A 19,799-nucleotide genomic window follows, 5' to 3' on the forward strand; every position below is an offset into this window, starting at 1 on the left:
GGCATCCTGCCCGGGAGGACGGTGCAAGGGTCAGGCCGGGGTGTCCGGGCAGCAGACCGTCAGCGCCCGCGGCACCACCTTGACCTTCAGCCGCTTCGCCGTGCCGCGCGCCCCACCGTCCAGCTCGTACGTCTTCGGCTGCGCGAAGCGTACGGTCACCTTCCGGCCCCGGGTGATCCGTACGAACGGCGACTCCGCCGACCGGCCGGCCGCCATCCGGCCCAACGTACGGGCCCAGTCGATCGCGCCGTCGGCGGTGGAGACGCCGATCTCCAGCGCGCCGTCGTCGGGGCGGGCGTCGTCGAAGGCGGGGATGCCACCGGTGATCGTGCCGACGTTGCCGAAGAGCACGCAGCTCGCCTCGCCGTCGAACCAGTCGGCGCCGTCGACCCGTACCCGGGTGCGCACCAGCTCACCACGGACGTGCCGCAGCCCGGTCCAGACGTACGCGACGCGACCGAGCTTCCCCTTGAGCTTCCGGTCGGCCTCACGGATCAGGTCCCCGTCGAAGCCGGCACCCGCCATCACCGCGAAGTGCTCGCCGTTGATCCGGCCCAGGTCCAGCTCCCGGCGACGCCCGTGCAGCCCGATCCGGACCGCCTCGGGCAGGTCGACGGGGATGCCGAGGTTGGTGGCGAAGAGGTTCGCCGTGCCGGCGGGCAGGATGCCCATCGGCACGCCGGAGCCGGCGAGGGTGTCGGCACAGCGTTGCACCATCCCGTCGCCGCCCCAGACCAGCAGCAGCTCGGCACCCTTCTCCAGGGCCTTGCGGACCTTCTTCGGCGCCTTGCGGCTCTTCGGCACCTCGTACCAGAGCAGGCGCCCGACCCCGGCGGCGACCAGCGTGGCGCGCAGCTCGTCGAGGCCGCCGCCGAAGGTCTTCTTCCGGTGCGCGACGACCGCGACGGTGCCCAGGGTCCGGGTGTCGGCGTGGGTCGCGGGGCGGGTGGCGGCGCTCGTGCTCATGGGTCGGGTGGTACCCCGCCGGCCGTTCCGCCACGCCTGCCACCCACCGGCCGGGCCGTCGCCGCACCGCTGCTCGCCTCCCGGGTGCCCGACGGATCGGCGCGCCACGCCGTGTGCGGGCAGTGAGCAGACGGCAGCCGTGGGTAGAGTGTCGGCGACGATCTCCGGCGTGGGCCGGGCTCGGGAAGGTGCTGTCGATGGGCCGACGGAGCGGGCGGGTGGCGCGGCTGGCGCTGCGGGCCGGGCTCGTGCTCGGCGGCGTCCTCTGCGCCTGGAGCGCCTACGACACGCTCACCGTCGATGCCGCGTACGCGGCGGACGCTCCGCCCGCCGGGGTCGTCGTCGACGTTCCCGGGCTGCTGCGCACCACCCTCTCCCCCGTTCTCGGCGCGGTCACCGCGACGAGTCCACCGAGCGACTCCCCGCCCCCCGGTGCCGGGGTCAGCCCCGCCGGGGCGGGGGGCACACCGGCCACCGACACCCGCAGCTCGCACGCCGCCGCGTCCACCGGCGGGGCCCGACCGTCCGCGGGTCCGCCGGGCCGCCCGTCGGGCCGGCGGGCCGGGGCCGGCGCTGACCGGCGTGCCGCCGACCCGCTCCGAAGGGGGGCGCAGGCGCCACGGCCGGCCGGGCTCGGGAAACCGGCCCGCTCGTCGACCTCGCCCACCGGAGACGGTCTGCCGCTGGTCACCGGCGCGGCACAGGTGCTCAGCCCGGTGACCGAACCGATCCGGGCGCGGCTCGTCGCGCCGGTGGCGGCGATCGTCGCACCGGTGGCCGCGCCGCTCGTCGGCGCGGTGCGCCCCGTTCTCGACCCGGCACTGGCCGCGCTCAGCCCGGTGCGCGACCCGCTCGCCCCCGTCCTGCGGCCACTCGACCCGGTGCTGGCGATCCTCCAGCCGGTCGACCCGGCTCCTCCGCCTGCGGAGGGTCCGGCGGGCACTCCACCGGCGCCGCAGCCCGCTCCGCCGGCCGGTCCCCCGCCGACCGCCGCCGCGCCGGCCGCTGTCCCGCCGACCGCCGCTCGGCCGGTCCGCACCGTCGGGCCCGACGAGCGGTCCACGCCGCGGGTGCGAAACGCGGGGGCGGGGACGGCGACCGCTGCCCCCGGGACGGCGGGCCGGTCCGCCCCGCGCGACGCCGTCCCCCAGCAGACCCCGGCCCCCGGACCGGCCGCCCCGCCGCCGGGCGCCGGCGGCACCGGCTCCCTTCACGACGGTGGGCCCGCCGACGCGACGGCGGACACCTGGTCACCCGGCACCGGGCCGGGAGGTCCGCGGCGCCGGGAGCCCGGCGCCGGGCTGCACTCCCGGTCGCCCCGGCCGGGGACCAGACCCGCCTGACCGCCCGCACCGGCAGGTCGCGACCACCCGGCCGCGACCGCCGCGGCGTCGTGCCGCGCCCTCTCACCGACCGACGGCCCGTCACGGGCCCCCGTCACCGCGCCGCCCGCCGAGGTGTGGCCGCCGGTGACCGCAGACCTTTTCCGACCCTGACCGATCAGGAGTTCCCCATGAGTTCCCTGACGCCCGTGGTGCGCGCCCGATGGCGCGACATCGACCGGCTCGTCAACCTCGTCACCGCCACCGTCTCCGCCACCCCGCTCGCCGCCTGGCTGGTGCCCGACGAGGGCCGGCGGGCCGCCGTGCTCGCCGGGACGACCCGGATCTGGACCGAGCACGCGCTGCTCTTCGGTGACGCCTTCCTCCTGCGCGACGGCAGCGCCGCCACCGTCTGGTTCCACCGCTACCGGCCGATCCCGCTGCCGGTCCGCTACGCCGACCGGCTCACCGAGACGTGCGGCGACGACCGAGACCGGTTCCTGCTGCTCGACCGGGCACTGGCCGCCCGACGGCCCACCGTGCCACACCACCACCTGGCGGTGCTGGCGGTGGCACCCGGCCCGGAACGCGACGCGCGGGCCGGGGCGGCGCTCGCCGGTGCGCAGCGCTGGATGGACACGCTCGGCCTGCCGACGTACGCCGAGGCCGGCACGAAGGCCCAGCGGGACCTGTACCGCCGGCACGGCTACGCCGACGGGGAGGAGTTCGCGCTGCCCGACGGCACGACCACCCGCCCGATGTGGCGGCTGGCGCCGTTCGGGACGGGACGGGCCGGCGCCACCGTCATCCCGTACCGGCGACCGGCCGGAGGGCGGTGGACGAACCGGCGCAACGCCCGGGTGACCGGCTGGGCCAGCCGGTGACCCGACGCGCACCACGATGAGAGGTCCGGTCCGGGGTGGTCGTCGACCGCCCCGGACCGGACCCCGGTCAGCGCAGCGGCGGGTTGGCGTACCGGACGAGTTCGAGGGCCTGCGCGTCGAACCAGGCCCCGGCGGCCGGGTCCGCGATCCCGCCCCGCGCCGGGTCGTGGCCGGTGCCGGTGCCCCGGTCGCACTGACCGTCCGACTGACCCGGGGTCTTGATCCACAGGAACGCGTCGGCGAGCGGGTCGCCGGTCTGCGTGGTGGGGCGCAGGCCGAGGCCCCGTCCCGGCGGGTTGCACCAGGTCTGCGGGTCGGGCCAGCTCACCCCGGCCGGCGGCGTCCACGGGCCCTGGCCGTTGCGGCTGGTGTCGACCACGAAGTGGGCGAGCCGGTCGGCCGGTACGGCCCCGACGTTGCTGTCGTACCAGGCGTCGGTGCGGCCCCACGTGCTGAAGTCGGTCGGATCGGCCGGGTAGTACTGGCTGGCGCACCAGTCGAAGTGGCCGCGCGCCCACTCCGGGCCTTCGGTGCCGTAGTACACGCACCGGGAGATCCAGTCGCCGTACTTGAGCTGCCGCTCGGTGGTCTCGTAGTTGGAGACGTTGAGGAAGAAGCCGTCGGCGTCGCGTACGCCGGCCTTGACCAGGCGGTCGGCGATGTCGCCGACGCCGAGCCAGGCGCTGTGCGTGCCGTCTAGGTAGACGCTGGTGCGCGGGAGTGCCTTGAGCCGGTCGACCGCGTAGCGGAGCATCGCGAAGCGCTCGGTCGCCGCGGTGGCCGCGTCGGCCTCGGCCGGCCGGCACCAGTCCTGGCTGCCGCTGATGGTGGTGTACCAGGGGATGATGCCGAGCCCGTCCGGCTCCAGCATGACGGCCACCTCGTGGTCGCCGATGCCGGCGGCGAAGGCGTCGATCCACGCCTCGTACTCGGCGACGGAGGTGGCGCCACCGGCGGAGTACTGCGCGCAGTCCCGGAACGGGATGTTGTAGGCCACGAGGACCGGCACGCTCTTCTTGCCGGCGGCCCGCTGCACCTCGGCCTTCACCGACTGGGTGAGGGTGTGCCCGGAGCCGCCGGTCACCCAGACGGCCTGCGGGGTACGGATCATCGCGCGCAGCCCGGCCGCCTGCTGGTACTGCCCGGCGACGGTCAGCTCGGCGATCTGCGTCAGGGCCCCGTGGTCGGGGCGGGGGGTGTAGAAGGTGGTCCCGTCGGGGATGACCGCGCCGGCCGGGGCGGCCGAGAAGGGTACGGCCGCGGCGAGGGTCGCGGCGACCGCGGCGAGACCGGTGACGGCACGTCGCCGGAAGGGTGTCAGAGCCACGTCGTTTGCTCCTGATCGGACAGGGGAACGCCCTATTGGGAGCGTTCCCGCAGCTCGTCCGAGGGTGCACCGGCCGTCCGCCGGTGTCAATGTTTCGCGGTCGTGACGGCGTGGCGGGCACCCGGCCGGGCGGGCCCCCGCGCAGCGCCGTGGTCGGCCTGGACTCGGCGGGGTCCACTGTCGGGGGAACGAGGTGCTCGCCGACCCGGTGGTCAGCGACCTGCTGGACCTGACGCGCCCGGTGGCGGTCCTCCTCGTCGCCGCCCCGCACCTCGTCCCGCCGGGTACGGGCTGGTCGCCCGCCTGCCGCACGTCGACCGACCATGTGACCGGCACCACCAGACCGGCCCAAACGATCCCTCAGGGGCGCATTTCCTGCATTCGCCTCTTGGCGTTCGTCAATGGTCTATAAATCCATCTGTCCGAAACGCAGCAACTGACGGAAAGAGGACCGCTGCGGCATTTATCTGTCCCTTTTCCGACGGCTCACGCAGATAGTGGAAAATGCTCAGGGCGCGGGCTTGAATTCGACACAGTTAAATGTTGTGAACCGAATTCGGGACTGCTCTAATGATGGCGACGCGGGCGCACCGGCCGCGTCGTCCCCGCTGATCCGTTGGAGGAAGCATGGACCAGAAGCTCGACACCAAGCGCAAGGCGACCAAGGTCGTCGTCCGCAAGCTGGAGAAGCTCGAGACCACCGCCGCGATCATCGACCCGGGCTGCCGCAACGACGTCTGCGGCTGATCAAGGAACTTCGGCCGGGGCGCGCTCGTCGCGCCCCGGCCGTCCCGTCCCACGAGGAGGTCACGCGGGTATGCGGCAACCACGCGTCAAGGGCATTCACAAACCGGTCCGGCTCAGTCCCACGCTCATCAACATCGGTGGTCGACAGGTCGGCATCGGCGCGGAGATCGACGACGAGGACGGCAGCCTCTGGTCCCTGCTGGGGCTGATGGACGGCAGCCGTACCCGCACCGAGATCGTCGCGGAGCTGACCGCCGCGCATCCCGACGTGACGCACGAGGAGGCGGCCGACGCGCTGCAGACGATCATCGACGCCGGTTACGTCGAGGACGCCGCCGCACCACCGCCGCCCAACCTGAGCCCCGCCGAGCTGGACCGCTACGACCGGGCGCTGACCTATCAGGCGTGGGTCGACCTCACCCCCCGCAGCTCCCGCTACGAGGTGCAGAGCCGGCTCAAGGACAGCAGCGTCGTCGTGCTCGGGCTCGGCGGCACCGGCTCGGCGGTCGCCGCCGCGCTGGTCGCCGCCGGCGTCGGCGCGGTGCACTGCGTCGACTTCGACCTCGTCGAGGCCGGCAACCTGACCCGCCAGCTGCTCTACACCGAGGACGACATCGGCGCCCCGAAGGTGCCCGTCGCGGTGGACCGCCTCCGCCGGCTCAACTCCCACGTGACCGTCACCGGGGAGGAGACCCGGGTCGACTCCACCGCCTCCGTCGCCGCGCTGATGCGCGGCCGGGACCTGCTCGTCCTCTGCGCCGACCAGCCCCGGGAGGCGATCCGCGAGTGGACCAACGCGGCCGCGCTGGAGACCGGCACCGCGTGGATGATCGCCCAGTACGCCGGGCCGATGGCCGTGGTGGGCCTCTTCGAACCCGGCCGCACCTGCTGCCAGGCCTGCCTGCCGAGCGTCGCCGACCGGCTGCGCGACCAGTACGGCACCGACCCGGAGGAGCTGTTCACCTTCACCGGGCACGCGGTGATAGCGCCGTCGGCCAACCTCACCGGCCACCTCGCCGCCCTGGACGCGGTGCACCACCTCGCCGGCATCCCGACCAGCACCCGGGGTCGGATGTTCCACCTCAGCCTCACCGACCTGACCTACCACTACGCGGTGACCCCGCCGCCCGGGCGCACCTGCGCGACCTGCGGCTGGCGCGAGGAGGAGCCGCGGTGATCGACCTCAACCCCGACAGCCGGCCCGGCGTCGGCCATGTCGTCGTCCGCCGCGAGGACGAGGACGAGTACGTCGTCGGCGATCCGGCCAGCGGCAACTTCGTCGTCGTCCCCGAGGTCGGAGCCCGGCTGGTCGAGCTGCTGGCCACCGGCCGCACCGTCGGCGAGGCCGCCGACCAGGTGGAACGCGAGACCGGTGAGCCGGTCGACGCGGTCGACTTCGTGGCGGCGCTGGTCGACGCGGGCATCATCGACGGGCGCGACGCCGACACCGCCCCGCCGGGCGGCGCACGGCACTGGTCGGTCTCCCGGATCCCCGCCCGCTACGTCCGTCCGCTCTTCGGCCGCACCGCGTGGACCGGGTACGTCGGCTGCCTGCTGGCGACCCTCGCGATGTTCGCCGCCGAACCGTCGCTGCTGCCCACCTACGAGGACACCTTCATCTTCCCCGACGTGGTGCTCAGCCTGCTGGTCACCAACGTGGTGGTGATCGCGCTGACCGTGCTGCACGAGGTGTGGCACGCCCTGGCGGGCGCCGCCGTGGGCGTACCGTCGCGGTTGCGCCTGGAGCGGCGCGGCATCTTCCCGGTGCTGGAGACCGACCTGTCGGGGCTCTGGGCGCTGCCGGCCGCCCGCCGGTACGGGCCGTTCCTCGCCGGCATGGCCATCGACGCGGTGCTGCTCTTCGCCGCCGTCGCGCCCCGCTTCGCCTGGTCGCGGGGCTGGGTCGACCTGCCGCCGGAGCTGATCCGCTTCCTCGCCATGGTGGTGTTCAGCCAGGTGGTCAAGCTGGCCTTCCAGACGCTGGCCTACCTGCGGACCGACATGTACCTGGTGATGGCCACCGCCACGGGCTGCCGCAACCTGCACGAGGTGACCCGGCTCTCGCTCAAGCGGCTGGTCCGCCCGCTGCGCCCGCAGGAGGCGGCCGTGCTGCGCGACGCGCACGCCCGCGACCTGCGGGTGTCCCGCTGGTACCGGCTGCTCTACCTCGCGGGCGCGCTCTGGATGGCCTGGTTCGCCCTGCACTTCCTCTGGCCCAGCGCCAAGGTCACCTTCGGCTGGGCGGGCGGCGTGCTGCTCGGTGCACCCGTCGCCAGCGCCTACTGGTGGGAGGGGATCGCCCTGCTGCTGTTCATGTCCCTGAACGTGCTGCTGCCGCTGTGGGTGGTGGTACGCAACCGGTTCCAGGCCCGGAGGGCGGTCGCGTGAGCCGCAACTGGTTCGGCACCCTGGTCAGCGTCGTGGTCACCACGCTCAGCGTGGCGACGATGTCGAGCCTCGGCGTGGGGGTGCTCGTCGGGCTCACCACCGATGCCGGCGCGCTCCCGTGCGACCAGCTCCCCGGCACCGCACAACCGTTCGAGGGGAACCGGCACATCCCGTACGAGGGCGCGCCGCACCAGCCGTACCGGACCATGCCGCCGACCTCCGGGCCGCACTCGCCGCGGGTGGTCATCCCCGGCGTCTACCGGGCGCCGATCCGCGAGGAGCTGCAGGTGCACGTCCTGGAGCACGGCCACGTCCTGGTCCAGTACGCCCCGGACGTCCCGCCGGCCGACGTCCGGGCCCTGGAGCGGCTCGGTCGCCGGCACCTGCGCGACGTGGTGGTCGCCCCCTACCCGGCGCTCGGCCACGGCATCGGATTGAGCGGCTGGCAGCGACTGCAACGGCTGGACACCCTCGACGAGCGGACGGTCGAGGAGTTCATCACGACGGTGGCAGGCCGCTACGATCACGACTGGCAGCACGGCGCGACCGACTGCCTGACCGGCTGACCTGCGACTCGGCGGCCGGTCGTGATGATTCGGCGGACCGGCCGGAGGGTAACGCGTGCCAGTGCTTCCTCACGGTGACAACGACAGCGTCGACGGCCGGCCCGGAGCCCGGGTCGCCCCGACCGGGCGGAAACGACGGCGGAACCGCGTCCTGATCTTCCTGGCGGTGTTCGCGCTGCTCGCCGGCTCCGGCCTGGTGGCGGGCGGCTACTACGTCGACAGCGTGCCCACGCCCACCGATCTGAAACTGCCGGAGTCCACGACCGTCTACTACGCCGACGGCCGGACGAAGATGGCGACGCTGGGCACCGAGAACCGGACGATCGTCCCGTACGGGGAGATGAACGACTCCGCCAAGCAGGCGATCGTGGCGGCCGAGGACCGCACGTTCTGGAAGAACCGGGGCATCGACTTCAGCGGGGTGCTCCGCGCCGCCTGGTCGAACGTCACCGGCGGCCAGCGGCAGGGCGCGTCGACGATCACCCAGCAGTACGCGCGGGTGGCCGCGGACCTGAAGGGGGTCACGTACTCCCGCAAGCTCCGCGAGGCCGTGATCGCGTGGAAGCTCGACGACAAGTACTCCAAGGACGAGATCCTCGGCTTCTATCTGAACACCGTGCCCTTCGGTCGCGGCGCGTACGGGATCGAGGCGGCGGCGCAGACGTACTTCGGCAAGACGGTGCGCCGGGACGCCCCGGCGGCGCAGCAGCTCACCGTGGCGGAGGCGATGGTGCTCTGCGCCATGGTGAAGCAGCCCGAGGCGGACCCGAACGACCCGGAGGGCCAGCCCGGCTACGACCCGGCGCGCAACGCGACGGCGAAGCAGAACTCGATCGACCGGTGGAACTACATCCGCGACGGGATGGTCAAGCTCGGCTACCTGACGGCCGACCAGGCCGCGAACCTGGCGTACCCGGACTCGGTCAAGCCGATCGACCGCAACGCCGGCCGGTCGGGCCTGGACCGGCCGACCGGGCTGGTGGTCAACCACGTGCTCAGCGAGCTGCGGCAGACCGAACAGTTCCGGGGCAAGCCCGCCGACTACCTGCGCGACGGCGGCTTCAAGATCGTGACGACGATCGACAAGCGGGTGCAGGACGCCGCCGAGGCCGCGGCGGACATCCGCCGCGACACCGCACCGGAGGCGGTCCGCGGCCAGCCGAAGAACTGGCAGGCCGCACTGGTCGCGGTGGAGCCCGGCACCGGCCGGGTGCTCGGCTACTACGGCGGCAACAACGGCTCCGGCGCCGACTACGCCGGCTGGTACTACGACGAGAACGGCGAGGCCCGCGGCTTCGGCCAGCACCCGCCGGGCTCCTCCTTCAAGGTGTACGACCTGGCGGCCGCCGTGAAGGACAAGATCTCGGTGAAGCAGCACTTCGACTCGCCGGACACCAAGGAGTTCCCCGAGTCCGGACGCACCAAGGACAGCCCCGCCGGCCCGATCCGGAACGCGGAACGCGCACCCTGCCAGCCGGACTGCGCGCTCTGGGAGGCCACCGTCGCCTCCCTCAACGTCACCTACTTCGAGCTGACCGAGAAGCTCGGCACCGCCAAGGTGATCGACATGGCCAGCCGGGCCGGCGTCGACTCGATGTGGGCGGTGGAGAAGGGCAGCCCTCAGCCGAAGCGGGTGGACCTGCGCGGCAAGGACCCCGACGAGGTGGCCCGCCAGTTCTCCACCGAGGTCGGCATCGGCCAGTACGGCATCACCGTGCAGGACCACGCCAACGGGATGGCCACCTTCGCCGCCGGCGGCAAGCGCGCCGAGTCGCACTTCGTCCGCTGGGTGGCCAAGGGCGAGGACCGCGTCTATGAGGAGGCGCTGAAGCAGACCGACCTCGGGCTGGACTCCGAGGCCGTCGACCAGCTCGACTGGGCGCTGCGCCGGGTCAAGGCGGCCAAGCTGGACAACGGCTGGGACTCGGCGGGCAAGACCGGCACCTGGCAGGCCGGGCAGAGCACCACGCAGAACGTGCACACCTGGATGGTCGGTTACACCAGGGCGCTCGCCGCGTCGGTCTGGCTCGGCACCGTCGACGGCAAGCCGCTGCGCACGAAGGACGGCAGCTACCAGGTGTTCGGCGCCACCGGCGCCGGGCCGATCTGGCGGCAGTTCATGGAGCAGGCCACCGCGGCGCTCAAGCTCGACCCGGACAAGTACCGCTTCGGTGATCCCCGCTTCCCCGACGACGCCCCGGAGCCGACCGCCACCCCGCCGACTGCGGAGCCGACCACGGCCGCGCCGAGCCCGAGCAGCAGCTCACCGAGCCCGAGCCCGAGCACGGTCCGGCCGACCTGCGACCGGCGGATCTGCATCACGACGAGCCCGACCGGCAGGCCGCTGCCGACGCCGGACCTCTCCCCCACGCTGAGCCCGACGCCGAGCCTGTCGCCGTCGCGCAGCAGGGGACCGAAGTGAGCCGCCCGGCGCGTACGACGGCGGTCCGGTGACCGACGCGATCCGGGCCGCCTGGGCCGCGCTCGACGGCGACCCGGCGGACGTCGGGCAGGTGGACGTGCGGGGGCCGGACGGGGTGCTGCCGGCCCGGCTGCCCGTGGCGGACCTCGCCGTCGCCACGGTCGCCGCCGCCGGGTTGGCGGCTGTGGAGTTGGCGCGTGCCCGGGGCGCTCCGGTCTTCGGACAGGTGCCGGTGGAGACCGCGGCGGTGGCCACCGCGTTCACCAGCGAACGGCACCTGCGACGGGACGGGGTGGCGTTCGACGGGTTCGCGCCACTGTCCCGGTTCTGGCGCACCACGGACGGCTGGGTCCGTACCCACGCGAACTATCCGCACCACCGGCAGCGGCTGTTGACCGCGCTGGGCGCGGACCCGGGCCGTACCGACGACGACCGCCTCGCCACCGAGCTGGCCGACCGGATCGGCGGCCTCCCGGCGGCGGAGGTCGAGCGGCGGGTCACCGCTGCCGACGGGCTCGCCGTCGCGGCCCGTACGCCCCCGGAGTGGAGTGCGCACCCGCAGGGGGCGGCGGTGGCGGGTGAGCCGCTGGTCGACCTGCGCCTCGACGCCCCGGCCCCCGCCCGGCGGCTGCCCCCGGCGCCGGAACACCCGCTGCTGCCCGCCGCCGGGCTGCGGGTGCTCGACCTGACCCGGGTCATCGCCGGACCGGTGGCGACCCGCGTCCTCGCGCTCCTCGGCGCGGACGTGCTCCGGGTCGACGACCCCCGGCTGCCCGAGATCACCGGCCAGCACCTGGACACCGGCAGCGGGAAACGCTCCACCCTGCTGGACCTGCGGGACCCCGCCGACCGGTCCCGCTTCACCGCGCTGCTCGCCGACGCCGACGTGCTGGTCACCGGCTACCGGCCGGCCGCCCTGGAGCGGTTCGGCCTCACCCCGGACGCCCTCCGGCGGCACCGGCCCGACCTGGTGCTGGCCCGGCTCTCGGCCTGGGGGCGCAGCGGGCCGTGGGCGGGCCGGCGCGGCTTCGACAGCCTGGTGCAGGCGGCCACCGGCATCGCCGACGTCGAACACCGGCCGGACGGCACCCCCGGGGTGCTGCCGGCGCAGGCCCTGGACCACGGCACCGGCTACCTGCTCGCCGCGGCGGTGCTGCGCGCCGTGACGCGACGCGGCCGGCAGGGCGGCGCCTGGAGCGTCGAGGTGTCGTTGGCGCGTACCGCCCGCTGGCTGCTGCACGAGCTGACCGCCGACGCGCCGGGCGCCCCGGCGGTCGGCGTGGACCCCGACCCCTGGTGCGACGAGCGGGACTCGGCGGTGGGCCGGCTCCGGTACGCCCGGCCGCCGGTCACCCTGCCGGACGGGGCGTCCACCTGGGCCACTCCCCCGACCCCGTGGGGCAGCGACCCGCCGGCCTGGCGACCGGCCTGACCCGACGGTGCCACCGTCCGCCGGCGGCGGACCACCCGAGGTCACCGAGGCGCGTGGCACGCGAGGTAGGCTGTGGTCCTCGGCGGCCACGCCCGCCCGACTCCGAGCCGCACGGCACCCACGCCGCCGGCGGCGATGAGGACAAGGGTCCACGACTCGCGTGCTGCTCCACCGCTGTGGACGTTGAGCCTGTGGCGCAGGGGCGTGGGACCTTCGCCCGATCGGACTCCGTCATGACCAGCGACAAGCAGCGCAAGACCGAGGCTCGCGCCCTGGCCGCGGCCGAGGGCATCTCCTACACCGCCGCCCTGCGCCGGACGGCGGTCGCCGGCGACGCCGTGGCGGACGCCGTGCGCCGCGCCCTGGCCGAGGACCGCGCGGAGGACGACATCACCACCCGTTGGTCGGTGCCGGACGGCACCCGCGCCCACGCGCGCGTCGTCGCCCGCCAGGACGGCGTGATCGCCGGCACGGCGATCCCCGCAGAGGTGTACCGGCAGCTCGGCAGCGATGTCGTCGTCACCGCGCACGTTCAGGACGGCGACCGCGTCCGCACCGGGCAGGACCTGCTCACGCTGGCAGGACCCGCACGAGAGATCATCACCGGCGAGCGGACAGCCCTGAACTTCCTGCAACGGATGTCCGGCATCGCCACCACCGCCGCGGCCTTCGCGGAGGCGGTGAGTGGGCTTCCGGCACGGATCCTGGACACCCGCAAGACAGCGCCCGGGCTTCGCGCGCTCGACAAGGCCGCGGTCGCCGCCGGCGGAGTGAGCAACCACCGGCTCGATCTCGCGGCGATGGTCCTGCTCAAGGAGAACCACATCGCCGCGGCGGGCGGCGTGGCGGCCGCGATCGCGGCAGTGCACGCCTGCAACACGCAGGGCATCGCCGTCGAGGTGGAGGTCGAGTCGACAGCCCAGGCCATCGAGGCGCTCCGCGCGGGAGTTGAGTGGATCATGCTGGACAACATGTCCGTCGAGGACATGCGGTACATCGTGACGCTGCGCGGGCCGGAAGGGCCCCGACTCGAGGCGTCCGGATCCATCACGCTGGACACGGTGCGGGCCGTCGCGGAGACCGGGGTCGACGCGATATCCGTCGGCTCCATCACCCACAGCGCGCCGGCCTTCGACCTCAGTCTGCTGTTGACGCCGACGGCAGCGCCGGGTGGCGTACCCCCGGCGAGGGTCGGATGAGGCGGCATCTCCACTGCGAGCGGGCGGGAACGCCCACCACACCCACCCGCCGAACACCGGAGGTTTCCATGGCCAAGGGCTACTGGGTCAGTGTCTACCCCGTCATCTCCGACGCTGAGCGGCTGACCGCCTACGGCGAGCTGGCCCGTGCGGCTGTCCAGGCCGGAGGCGGGCGGACCCTGTCCCGTGGCGGTCGAGTCGTCGCCCACGAAGCCGGAATCACGCAACGCGTCGTGCTGGTCGAGTTCGACAGCTTCGAGCAGGCCGTCGCGGCATACGAGAGCGAGGCGTACCAGAAGGCGCTGGTGGCCCTCCCCGACGGCCTCGAGCGCGACTTCCGCATCATCGAAGGCATCGACTGACCGGCGGGCCGGTCATCGCCGGGCCGTTGCGGCCAGGCCCGACCAGCGATGGCCGCCGTTCCCGGTCGCCGGTGCGTCGAGCGTCAGGGGTGAGCCCATGTCCTGGCCGGATGTCACGGTCGTTGACGCGTGCGTGCGACGCGACGGCCGGGGCGGCAGCCCCACGGCCGTCACCGACGACGACCCGGCGGCGACGGACGCGGACCGGTGTACGGTCGCTGCCGCGGCCGGCACCTCGCACGCGGCGTTCCTCGGCCCGGGGCGGACGCCGGACGGAGGCTGGCCGGTCCGGTTCTTCACCGCCACCGCCGAACTGTCCGGCTGCGGCCACGGCACCGTCGCCGCGCAGGCCGTCCGGTTGACCCGCACCGCGCTGGGCGAGCTGCCCGACCGCCAACACACCGGCGGGCGCACGTTCGACACCGTCGCGATCCGCCGTCCCGCCGGCATCGAGGTGTGGTTCGACCAGGGCCTCGTCGCGCTGCGCCACCCGGCGCCGGACGAGCACGTCGCGATCGTCGCCGCGCTCGGGCTCACCGCGGGCGACCGGCATCCGACCGACGCGTCACGCATCGCCTCGCCCGGCGCACCCCGCATGCTGGTACCGGTCCCCGACCGGTCGACGCTGCTCCGCGTCCGCCCACACCTCGGCAGGCTGACCGCGGCGTGCCGGCGGTACGGGCTCCTCGGCTGTTTCGTGTACGTGGCGCCGGTGGGCGACCGACCGGGTGCGGCGCGGATGTTCGCGCCGGCGATCGGTGTCGACGAGGACGTCGCCAACGCCAACAGCACCGGCTGCCTGGCCGCCCACCTGCTCGACACGACAGGGACACAGGCCGTCGCGATCGAGGTGGAGCAGGGTGACACCCTCGGTCGACCGGCCAGCGTGCTCGCGTCGGCCCGACGCGGGCCGGCGGGCATCACGACCCGGGTCGGCGGGTTGGCGGTGGTCCGCGACGGACACCGGGGCGACGACCGGACCGTCCGCCCGGACGGCGCGTGCGCCGCTGTCGACACCCGACGGCGTCCCGGCCCACGATGATCCACCCCGCCGGGAACGGGTGCCCGTCAGCCGGCGACGTCCGCACCGGGCCGGACCCGGCCGGCGGTCTGCTGGCGTACGGCGAAGAAGAGCGCGGCGGCCTCGCGGACCACCCTCGGGCGCTGCGGATCCGTGCCGATCCGGCGCAGCAGCTCCCGGGTGGACCGGACGGCCGCCAGGGTGATGAGCAGCGACAGGCACTCCCGGGCCGGGTCCGCGTCCGGGTCGGTCCCGGGGTCGGTCGTCGTGGGGTGGGCGGACCAGTGGGTGAGCAGAGCCGCCAGCACCTCCGCGCGGACGGCGTCCGCGACGGGTTGACCGGCGGCGAGGGCGTACCCGGCGGAGACGGCGCCGGCCGGCCCCTGCGCCGCCATCCGCTGGAGGAAGTCCGGTGCGGTGGCCACCCGGGTCAGCGCGTACAGCCCGAGGCCACGGTCGCCGGTGGTGGTCATCGCCGCGATCCAGCGGTCCTCCCGCCAGTCGTCGGCGAGCGGCCCGGCCGCCAGATAGTCCAGCAGCCCCGCTCCGGCGGGCAGCAGCGCCGCCGGGTCGCCGGAGCCGCTCCGCTCGTCCGCCCGCGGCTCGCGGAACAGGCCGGTGGCCAGCAGCACGGCGCGGACCTGCCCGGCCCAGTCCGGCTCGATTCCGGCCGGCGGGCCGGGCGCGTGCCGGGCCGACCAGGCGACGGCGGCGTCGACCGGGTCGTGGCCGTCGCGGGCGGCGATCGCGGCGACCTCGACCAGCTCCGGCTGGTGGGTGGTCAGCCAGGCGGCCAGCGGCTCCCCGCCGGGCGTGGCCCGCAGCCGCCCCGCCACCGCCTCCAGGGTGGCCCGCCCGCCGGCCAGCAGCGCCGCCACGAACCCCTCCAGCAGGGCGGCGGGACCGGTCCCCGGGATCGACCCGGCCCACTCGTTGTCCCAGACCAGGGCGGCGATGGTGGCGGTCAGCGGGTTGCGTACCGGCTCGTCGATCCGCTGGTCGCGCAGCCACCGCAGGAACGCCGCCGCGGTGCCACCGGTTGGGAACCAGCGCGACGCGAGCAGCGCCACGTCCGCGTCGGTGAAGGGCACCAGGTGGTGGGCCTGGTAGTCGCGCAGCACGGCCAGCTCGGTCCCGGCGAGCTGCCGGGTGGTCACCAGCACCCGCCAGGGCCGGGGCCCGGTGGTCTCCGGCCCGCCGGTGCGGGCCGCGTCGGCGAGCCGGTTGAGCACCCGGCCGCGGTCGTCCGGGTCGGTGACCGCGTCGACCCCGTCCACGCAGACCAGCCAGACCCGGCCGCGCGCCGGCGGCCGGGTGACGTCCAACCCCGGGCAGACCTCCCGGTACGCCGCCCGCAGCGCGGCCGGCAACGCCTGGTCCACCAGGGCGGCCGCCGGCAGGCTCAGCACCACCGGCCCCGCACCGGTACGCCGCAGCCGCCCCCGCCCGGCCAGCCAGCGTCGCGCCGAGTCGGTGCACGCCTGCCGGACCAGCGCCGACTTGCCGCTGCCCAGCTCGCCGAGGAGCAGCACGTGCCCGGTGCCGGTGAGCAGCCGCGCGACGTCGACCTCGCCGCCGGCCGGGTCGAGCCGGGGCACCGCCCGGCGTGGGACGTACACCTGCGCCAGCGGCCGGACCGGGCCGCGACCGAAGCGGTGCGGGTGCAGCATCCGCTCGGCGTGCTGGTGCTGCCACAGCGGGCGCAGCGCGGTCCACCAGCCGCGTTCGGCGCGGCCCCGCTGGTGGCGGCGGACGGCGGCGACCCCGCCGACCAGCGCCAGCACACCGCTGACCACGCCGGCCACCTGGTTCCAGGAGTCGAGGCTCATCCGCGCTCAGGCGTCGACGCCGGAGGCGTGCCGCCCGACCCCGCAGTCCCCGCAGAACGCGCTGGTGCGCTCCTGGCCACAGTGCCGCCACGGTCCGGCCGCGACGGCCGGTGCCGGGACGGCGGCCGGCTCGGCCGCGCGCCAGCGGGACGTCTGCGAGGCGTGCACCACGGACGGCTGCCGCTTGCGCGGGTCCACGCCCCGCCTGAGCCGGACCCGACCGGCGGGGGCGTCCAGCACCTCGACGATCCGGGCCAGCAACGCCAGCTTGTCGCGGTTGCCGCCGGCGTGCGCGAGCGCCACGGCCCGACCGAAGTGCTCTTCGGCCTCGTCGAGCCGCCCCGCCTCGGCCGCCCGCAGACCGCGCCGGAAGGCGTCCGCGTAGTCCTGCTGGCCGGTGTAGTGGGCGACCGTGTCGTGCACGGTGCTGAACAGGTCCACCTCGTCGGTGAACTCCACGGTCAGCGGCTCCTCGTCCCCCTGCGCCCCGGAGCCGGTGTGCAGGCTCAACCAGCCGATCCGCCGGGTCGCCCCCGCCGGCATCGGGTCGACCTCCAGGGCGACCTGGTAGTCACGCTGGTCGGTCGGGCTCCACGCGCCGATCGGGAAGTCGGTGCCGAGCGCGCCCACCGCCACCCCGCGCGGCGTCAGGTCCACGATGGTCGGAAAGACCTGCTTGACGAAGCGGATCCGGGCGATCTCGGGGGTCCGGACCCGCAGCCGTGCGTCGCCCACCCGGCGGGTCATCGCCTGGGTCAGCACGACCGCGAAGTCGGCGGCCAGCGCGGCCAGGTCCTCCACCGGTACGACCGGGTTGCCGCCGAGCGTCTCGGCGATGCCCAGCAGCTCGGTGCCGTCCCAGTCGTGCACCCCGTCCGCCGAGCCGACGGCCCGGCAGTCCACCGTGAACCGGTCGGTGCAGGCCGCCACCGCCGCGCGCAGCTCGTCGGGGTGCTGCGACTCGTTACGGCCGTCGGTGAGCAGGATGACGTGCCCGATGGCGTCGGGCCGACCGGCGAGGAGATCCCGGGCGAGCAGCAGCCACCGGCCGATGGCCGTACCGCCGTGCGGCTGCATCCGGCGGACCACCTGCCGCGCCTCGGCGCGGGTCCGCTCGCCCGCGACCGCCAGCCCGGGCTCGGCCGGATAGCACATCGTGGCCCGGTCGGTCCCCTCCACCACCGCGAACGCCACCCCGTCGGGGAGCGCGTCCAGCGCGGCCAGGGTGGCCGCCCGGGCGGCCCGCATCTTGGCCTGCGGGGCACCCATCGAGCCGGAGCAGTCGAGCAGGATCACCTCGGCCAGCCCGTCGTGGGACGTCTCCCCGCCGCCCGGCGCGCCGCCCCGCACGGAGGCGACGACGTCCACCACGCCCCCCTCGGCGGGCAGGTACGCGCTGTGGTGCGCGGTCAGGGTCAGCTCGGCACCGTCGGACACCGGCGCGCTCCTCTCCTCGGGGTCGGCGGTCACCACCAGGTCACCGGGCGGTGGGTGTTGGCCAGGTCGACCAGCTCGGTCCGCTCCGCCCGGTCGCCGGTCCGACGGGCCAGGCGCAGGCAGCGGCGTTCGAAGGCGCGGCGGACGTGCCGCTCGTCGAGGGGGCGGCCGAAGAGACGCCGGCCGGCGTGCCGGGGGTCGGCGAGGTCGTACTCCAGCAGGATCCGCAGCAGGTACGCCTCGACCAGGTCCCGTTCCGCGAACCGGGACAGCCCCTCGACCACCCGCGCCGCGTCGAGCGTGGCGTCCAGCCGGTGGCCGTCGTCCGGCGCCTCCAGCAGGATGCGGACCGCGCAGGTCACCGCCAGCGCGGTGGCCCGGGACGCCTCCGGCATGGTGAGCAGCACGTCCGCCGCCCGGCGCGGGTCCGCGGTGACGCGCAGGCAGCGGGCCAGCCCGAAGGCCGCCGCCACCACTCCCCGGTCGGCCGTCCACACGCCCCGGTAGTGGGCGGCGGCGGTGGCCAGGTCGTCGTCCAGCTCGCACGCCACCGCGTACGCCAGGCGGGCGGAGACCTCCCCCGGCAGCCAGCCGTAGACCCGGTCGAACCAGTCCCGCGCAGCGGTGGTCTCGCCGCCGACCAGCGCCACCAGAGCCCGGTGCCACCACAGCGACCAGTCCCCCGGCTCGTCGGGGACGTCGGCGAGCAGGGCACGCGCGGGCTCGACCCGGTCGGCCGCCAGGTGGGCGCGGACCATCCGGTAGACGACCTGGGCGGTGCGTTCCGGGGCCTTCTCCAGCAGGACGATCAGCTCGTCGGGCTCGGCGGGCCCCAGGGAGGCGAGGAAGCCGGCGGCCGGGTCGGCGCCGTCCACCAGCGGCATGGGCAGGCCGAGCAGGATCTCCCGCACGTCCAGGTCCCCCACGTCGGTGTGCAGCGCGAAGGCGCACGCGGCCGGGCTGAACAGCGTCGAGCGGGTCGGTCGCGGCTCGCCGTCGGCGGCGGAGCGGACCTGCCGGCGTACGCCCCGGACCTGCTCGCGCATCTGCGCGGCGGAGGCGAAGCGGTCCTGCGGCGCGGTGGCGGTGGCCCGGGCCAGCAGCCGCACGAACGGGTCGTGCGTCGCCGGGAGGCCGAGCCGGTGCAGGTCCGGCCCGGCCGGCAGTGCCCGCAGGTCGGCCGAGCTGGTGGCCAGGGTCAGCGCGGCGAGGGTACGACCCACGGTGTAGATGTCCGACCGGACGCTGGGCCCGGCCGGGCCGAGCGGCGCCACCTCGGGCGCCTCGAAGCCGGCGGTGCCCCACGGTGGGCTGACCCGGTTGTCGATCCGGCGGGCCGCCCCGAAGTCGACCAGCTTGAGCGGGCCGTCCACGCCCTGCCCGGCGATCAGCATGACGTTGTCGGGCTTCAGGTCGCAGTAGAGCCAGCCCTGGTCGTGCAGGTACTCGAAGGCGTCGAGGATCTGCACCCCGTACCCGAGCGCCTGGCCGACGTCGACGGCCGCCGGCCCGCCGTCGGCGCCGAGGTCGCGCCGGGCGTCCTCCAGGGTGCCGCCGTCGACGTACTGCATGACCAGGTAGCCGGCGTCGGTGTCGGACTCGCGCAGCGCGTCGGTGATGGTGACGATCCGGGGGTGGTTGAGCGCGATCAACGCCTGCCGTTCGGCGACGAAGGCGGCGGCCGCCTCCTGGTCGTCCGGGTTGCGCTGTCCCTTCAGGACCCGCCAGATGCCGTCCATCGCCTCGTCGCGGGCGAGGAACACCCAGCCCACGCCGCCGTGGCCGAGGCAGCCGACGATCCGGTACCGGCCGGCGCGCAGCTCCCCGTCGGACAGTGGCGGGGTCAACGAGAGGCGGGTGCCGCAATCCGGGCAGAACTCGCTCACCTTCTCCAGCC

15 protein-coding genes are annotated in these 19,799 nt (G+C 74.9%); 10 read left to right on the top strand and 5 right to left on the bottom strand.

From position 1 onward, the window contains the following. Window positions 1-30 precede the first annotated feature (30 nt). Window positions 31-966 (bottom strand): diacylglycerol/lipid kinase family protein, encoded by a 936-nt coding sequence (locus ABUL08_RS10230; RefSeq protein ID WP_350936830.1) that lies wholly within the window; start codon window positions 964-966, stop codon window positions 31-33. 197 nt (window positions 967-1,163) lie between these two features. On the opposite strand from ABUL08_RS10230, the gene ABUL08_RS10235 reads away from it, so the two are divergent. Together ABUL08_RS10235 and ABUL08_RS10240 are read left to right on the top strand one after the other, a co-directional pair. Then, window positions 1,164-2,309, top strand: coding sequence for a hypothetical protein (locus ABUL08_RS10235; protein WP_350936832.1), 1,146 nt, complete (start codon window positions 1,164-1,166; stop codon window positions 2,307-2,309). Between the two features lie 170 nt (window positions 2,310-2,479). Further along, window positions 2,480-3,172, top strand: coding sequence for a hypothetical protein (locus ABUL08_RS10240; protein ID WP_350936834.1), 693 nt, complete (start codon window positions 2,480-2,482; stop codon window positions 3,170-3,172). 67 nt (window positions 3,173-3,239) lie between these two features. On the opposite strand, the gene ABUL08_RS10245 is transcribed toward ABUL08_RS10240, so the two are convergent. Continuing rightward, on the bottom strand, window positions 3,240-4,499 hold the full coding sequence (locus tag ABUL08_RS10245; RefSeq protein ID WP_350936836.1) for a glycoside hydrolase family 6 protein: 1,260 nt from the start codon (window positions 4,497-4,499) through the stop codon (window positions 3,240-3,242). An 817-nt stretch (window positions 4,500-5,316) separates the two neighbouring features. Between ABUL08_RS10245 and ABUL08_RS10250 the strand changes: the two genes are divergently transcribed. The 8 genes from ABUL08_RS10250 to ABUL08_RS10285 all read left to right on the top strand — a co-directional run bounded on the left by ABUL08_RS10250 (window position 5,317) and on the right by ABUL08_RS10285 (window position 14,657). After that, window positions 5,317-6,423: a HesA/MoeB/ThiF family protein gene (locus ABUL08_RS10250; RefSeq protein WP_350936837.1), complete on the top strand. Its 1,107-nt coding sequence runs from the start codon at window positions 5,317-5,319 to the stop codon at window positions 6,421-6,423. Beyond that, window positions 6,420-7,634: a PqqD family protein gene (locus tag ABUL08_RS10255; RefSeq protein WP_350936839.1), complete on the top strand. Its 1,215-nt coding sequence runs from the start codon at window positions 6,420-6,422 to the stop codon at window positions 7,632-7,634. Before ABUL08_RS10250 ends, ABUL08_RS10255 begins: the two co-directional genes overlap by 4 nt. Next, entirely contained in the window at window positions 7,631-8,200 is a 570-nt protein-coding gene (locus tag ABUL08_RS10260; RefSeq protein ID WP_350936841.1) for a DUF3105 domain-containing protein, read from the top strand. The genes ABUL08_RS10255 and ABUL08_RS10260 overlap by 4 nt, the downstream gene beginning before the upstream one ends. Window positions 8,201-8,255: 55 nt before the next feature. Further along, a complete protein-coding gene (locus ABUL08_RS10265) occupies window positions 8,256-10,622 on the top strand; it encodes a transglycosylase domain-containing protein (RefSeq protein ID WP_350936843.1) in 2,367 nt (788 codons plus the stop codon). A 28-nt stretch (window positions 10,623-10,650) separates the two neighbouring features. Continuing rightward, a complete protein-coding gene (locus tag ABUL08_RS10270) occupies window positions 10,651-12,054 on the top strand; it encodes a CoA transferase (protein ID WP_350936845.1) in 1,404 nt (467 codons plus the stop codon). A 233-nt stretch (window positions 12,055-12,287) separates the two neighbouring features. Then, the gene (gene nadC / locus ABUL08_RS10275) at window positions 12,288-13,253 is read left to right on the top strand and encodes a carboxylating nicotinate-nucleotide diphosphorylase (protein WP_350936847.1); all 966 of its coding nucleotides are present in this window, start codon (window positions 12,288-12,290) and stop codon (window positions 13,251-13,253) included. Between the two features lie 68 nt (window positions 13,254-13,321). Then, window positions 13,322-13,615 carry a DUF1330 domain-containing protein gene (locus tag ABUL08_RS10280; RefSeq protein ID WP_350936849.1) on the top strand — a complete coding sequence of 98 codons (294 nt, stop codon included), beginning with the start codon at window positions 13,322-13,324 and terminating at the stop codon, window positions 13,613-13,615. Between the two features lie 97 nt (window positions 13,616-13,712). After that, window positions 13,713-14,657 (top strand): PhzF family phenazine biosynthesis protein, encoded by a 945-nt coding sequence (locus ABUL08_RS10285; protein WP_350936851.1) that lies wholly within the window; start codon window positions 13,713-13,715, stop codon window positions 14,655-14,657. Window positions 14,658-14,683: 26 nt separating this feature from the next. On the opposite strand, the gene ABUL08_RS10290 is transcribed toward ABUL08_RS10285, so the two are convergent. From ABUL08_RS10290 to ABUL08_RS10300, 3 genes are read right to left on the bottom strand one after another with little or no spacing between them, the layout of a single operon-like run. Beyond that, window positions 14,684-16,465 carry a hypothetical protein gene (locus tag ABUL08_RS10290; RefSeq protein WP_350936852.1) on the bottom strand — a complete coding sequence of 594 codons (1,782 nt, stop codon included), beginning with the start codon at window positions 16,463-16,465 and terminating at the stop codon, window positions 14,684-14,686. 6 nt (window positions 16,466-16,471) lie between these two features. Next, window positions 16,472-17,902, bottom strand: coding sequence for a VWA domain-containing protein (locus ABUL08_RS10295; RefSeq protein WP_350936854.1), 1,431 nt, complete (start codon window positions 17,900-17,902; stop codon window positions 16,472-16,474). 29 nt (window positions 17,903-17,931) lie between these two features. After that, window positions 17,932-19,788 (bottom strand): serine/threonine protein kinase, encoded by a 1,857-nt coding sequence (locus tag ABUL08_RS10300; RefSeq protein ID WP_350936856.1) that lies wholly within the window; start codon window positions 19,786-19,788, stop codon window positions 17,932-17,934. Between the last annotated feature and the right edge of the window lie 11 nt (window positions 19,789-19,799).

This window comes from Micromonospora sp. CCTCC AA 2012012 (assembly GCF_040499845.1).
Classification (GTDB): Bacteria; Actinomycetota; Actinomycetes; order Mycobacteriales; family Micromonosporaceae; genus Micromonospora; species Micromonospora mangrovi.

What these genes read in the sequence shown, in the direction of transcription:
- ABUL08_RS10230 (WP_350936830.1), bottom strand. Translation starts at nt 966, where the DNA reads ATGAGCACGAGCGCCGCCACCCGCCCCGCGACCCACGCCGACACCCGG.
- ABUL08_RS10235 (WP_350936832.1), top strand. Translation starts at nt 1,164, where the DNA reads ATGGGCCGACGGAGCGGGCGGGTGGCGCGGCTGGCGCTGCGGGCCGGG.
- ABUL08_RS10240 (WP_350936834.1), top strand. Translation starts at nt 2,480, where the DNA reads ATGAGTTCCCTGACGCCCGTGGTGCGCGCCCGATGGCGCGACATCGAC.
- ABUL08_RS10250 (WP_350936837.1), top strand. Translation starts at nt 5,317, where the DNA reads ATGCGGCAACCACGCGTCAAGGGCATTCACAAACCGGTCCGGCTCAGT.
- nadC (WP_350936847.1), top strand. Translation starts at nt 12,288, where the DNA reads ATGACCAGCGACAAGCAGCGCAAGACCGAGGCTCGCGCCCTGGCCGCG.
- ABUL08_RS10280 (WP_350936849.1), top strand. Translation starts at nt 13,322, where the DNA reads ATGGCCAAGGGCTACTGGGTCAGTGTCTACCCCGTCATCTCCGACGCT.
- ABUL08_RS10285 (WP_350936851.1), top strand. Translation starts at nt 13,713, where the DNA reads ATGTCCTGGCCGGATGTCACGGTCGTTGACGCGTGCGTGCGACGCGAC.
- ABUL08_RS10290 (WP_350936852.1), bottom strand. Translation starts at nt 16,465, where the DNA reads ATGAGCCTCGACTCCTGGAACCAGGTGGCCGGCGTGGTCAGCGGTGTG.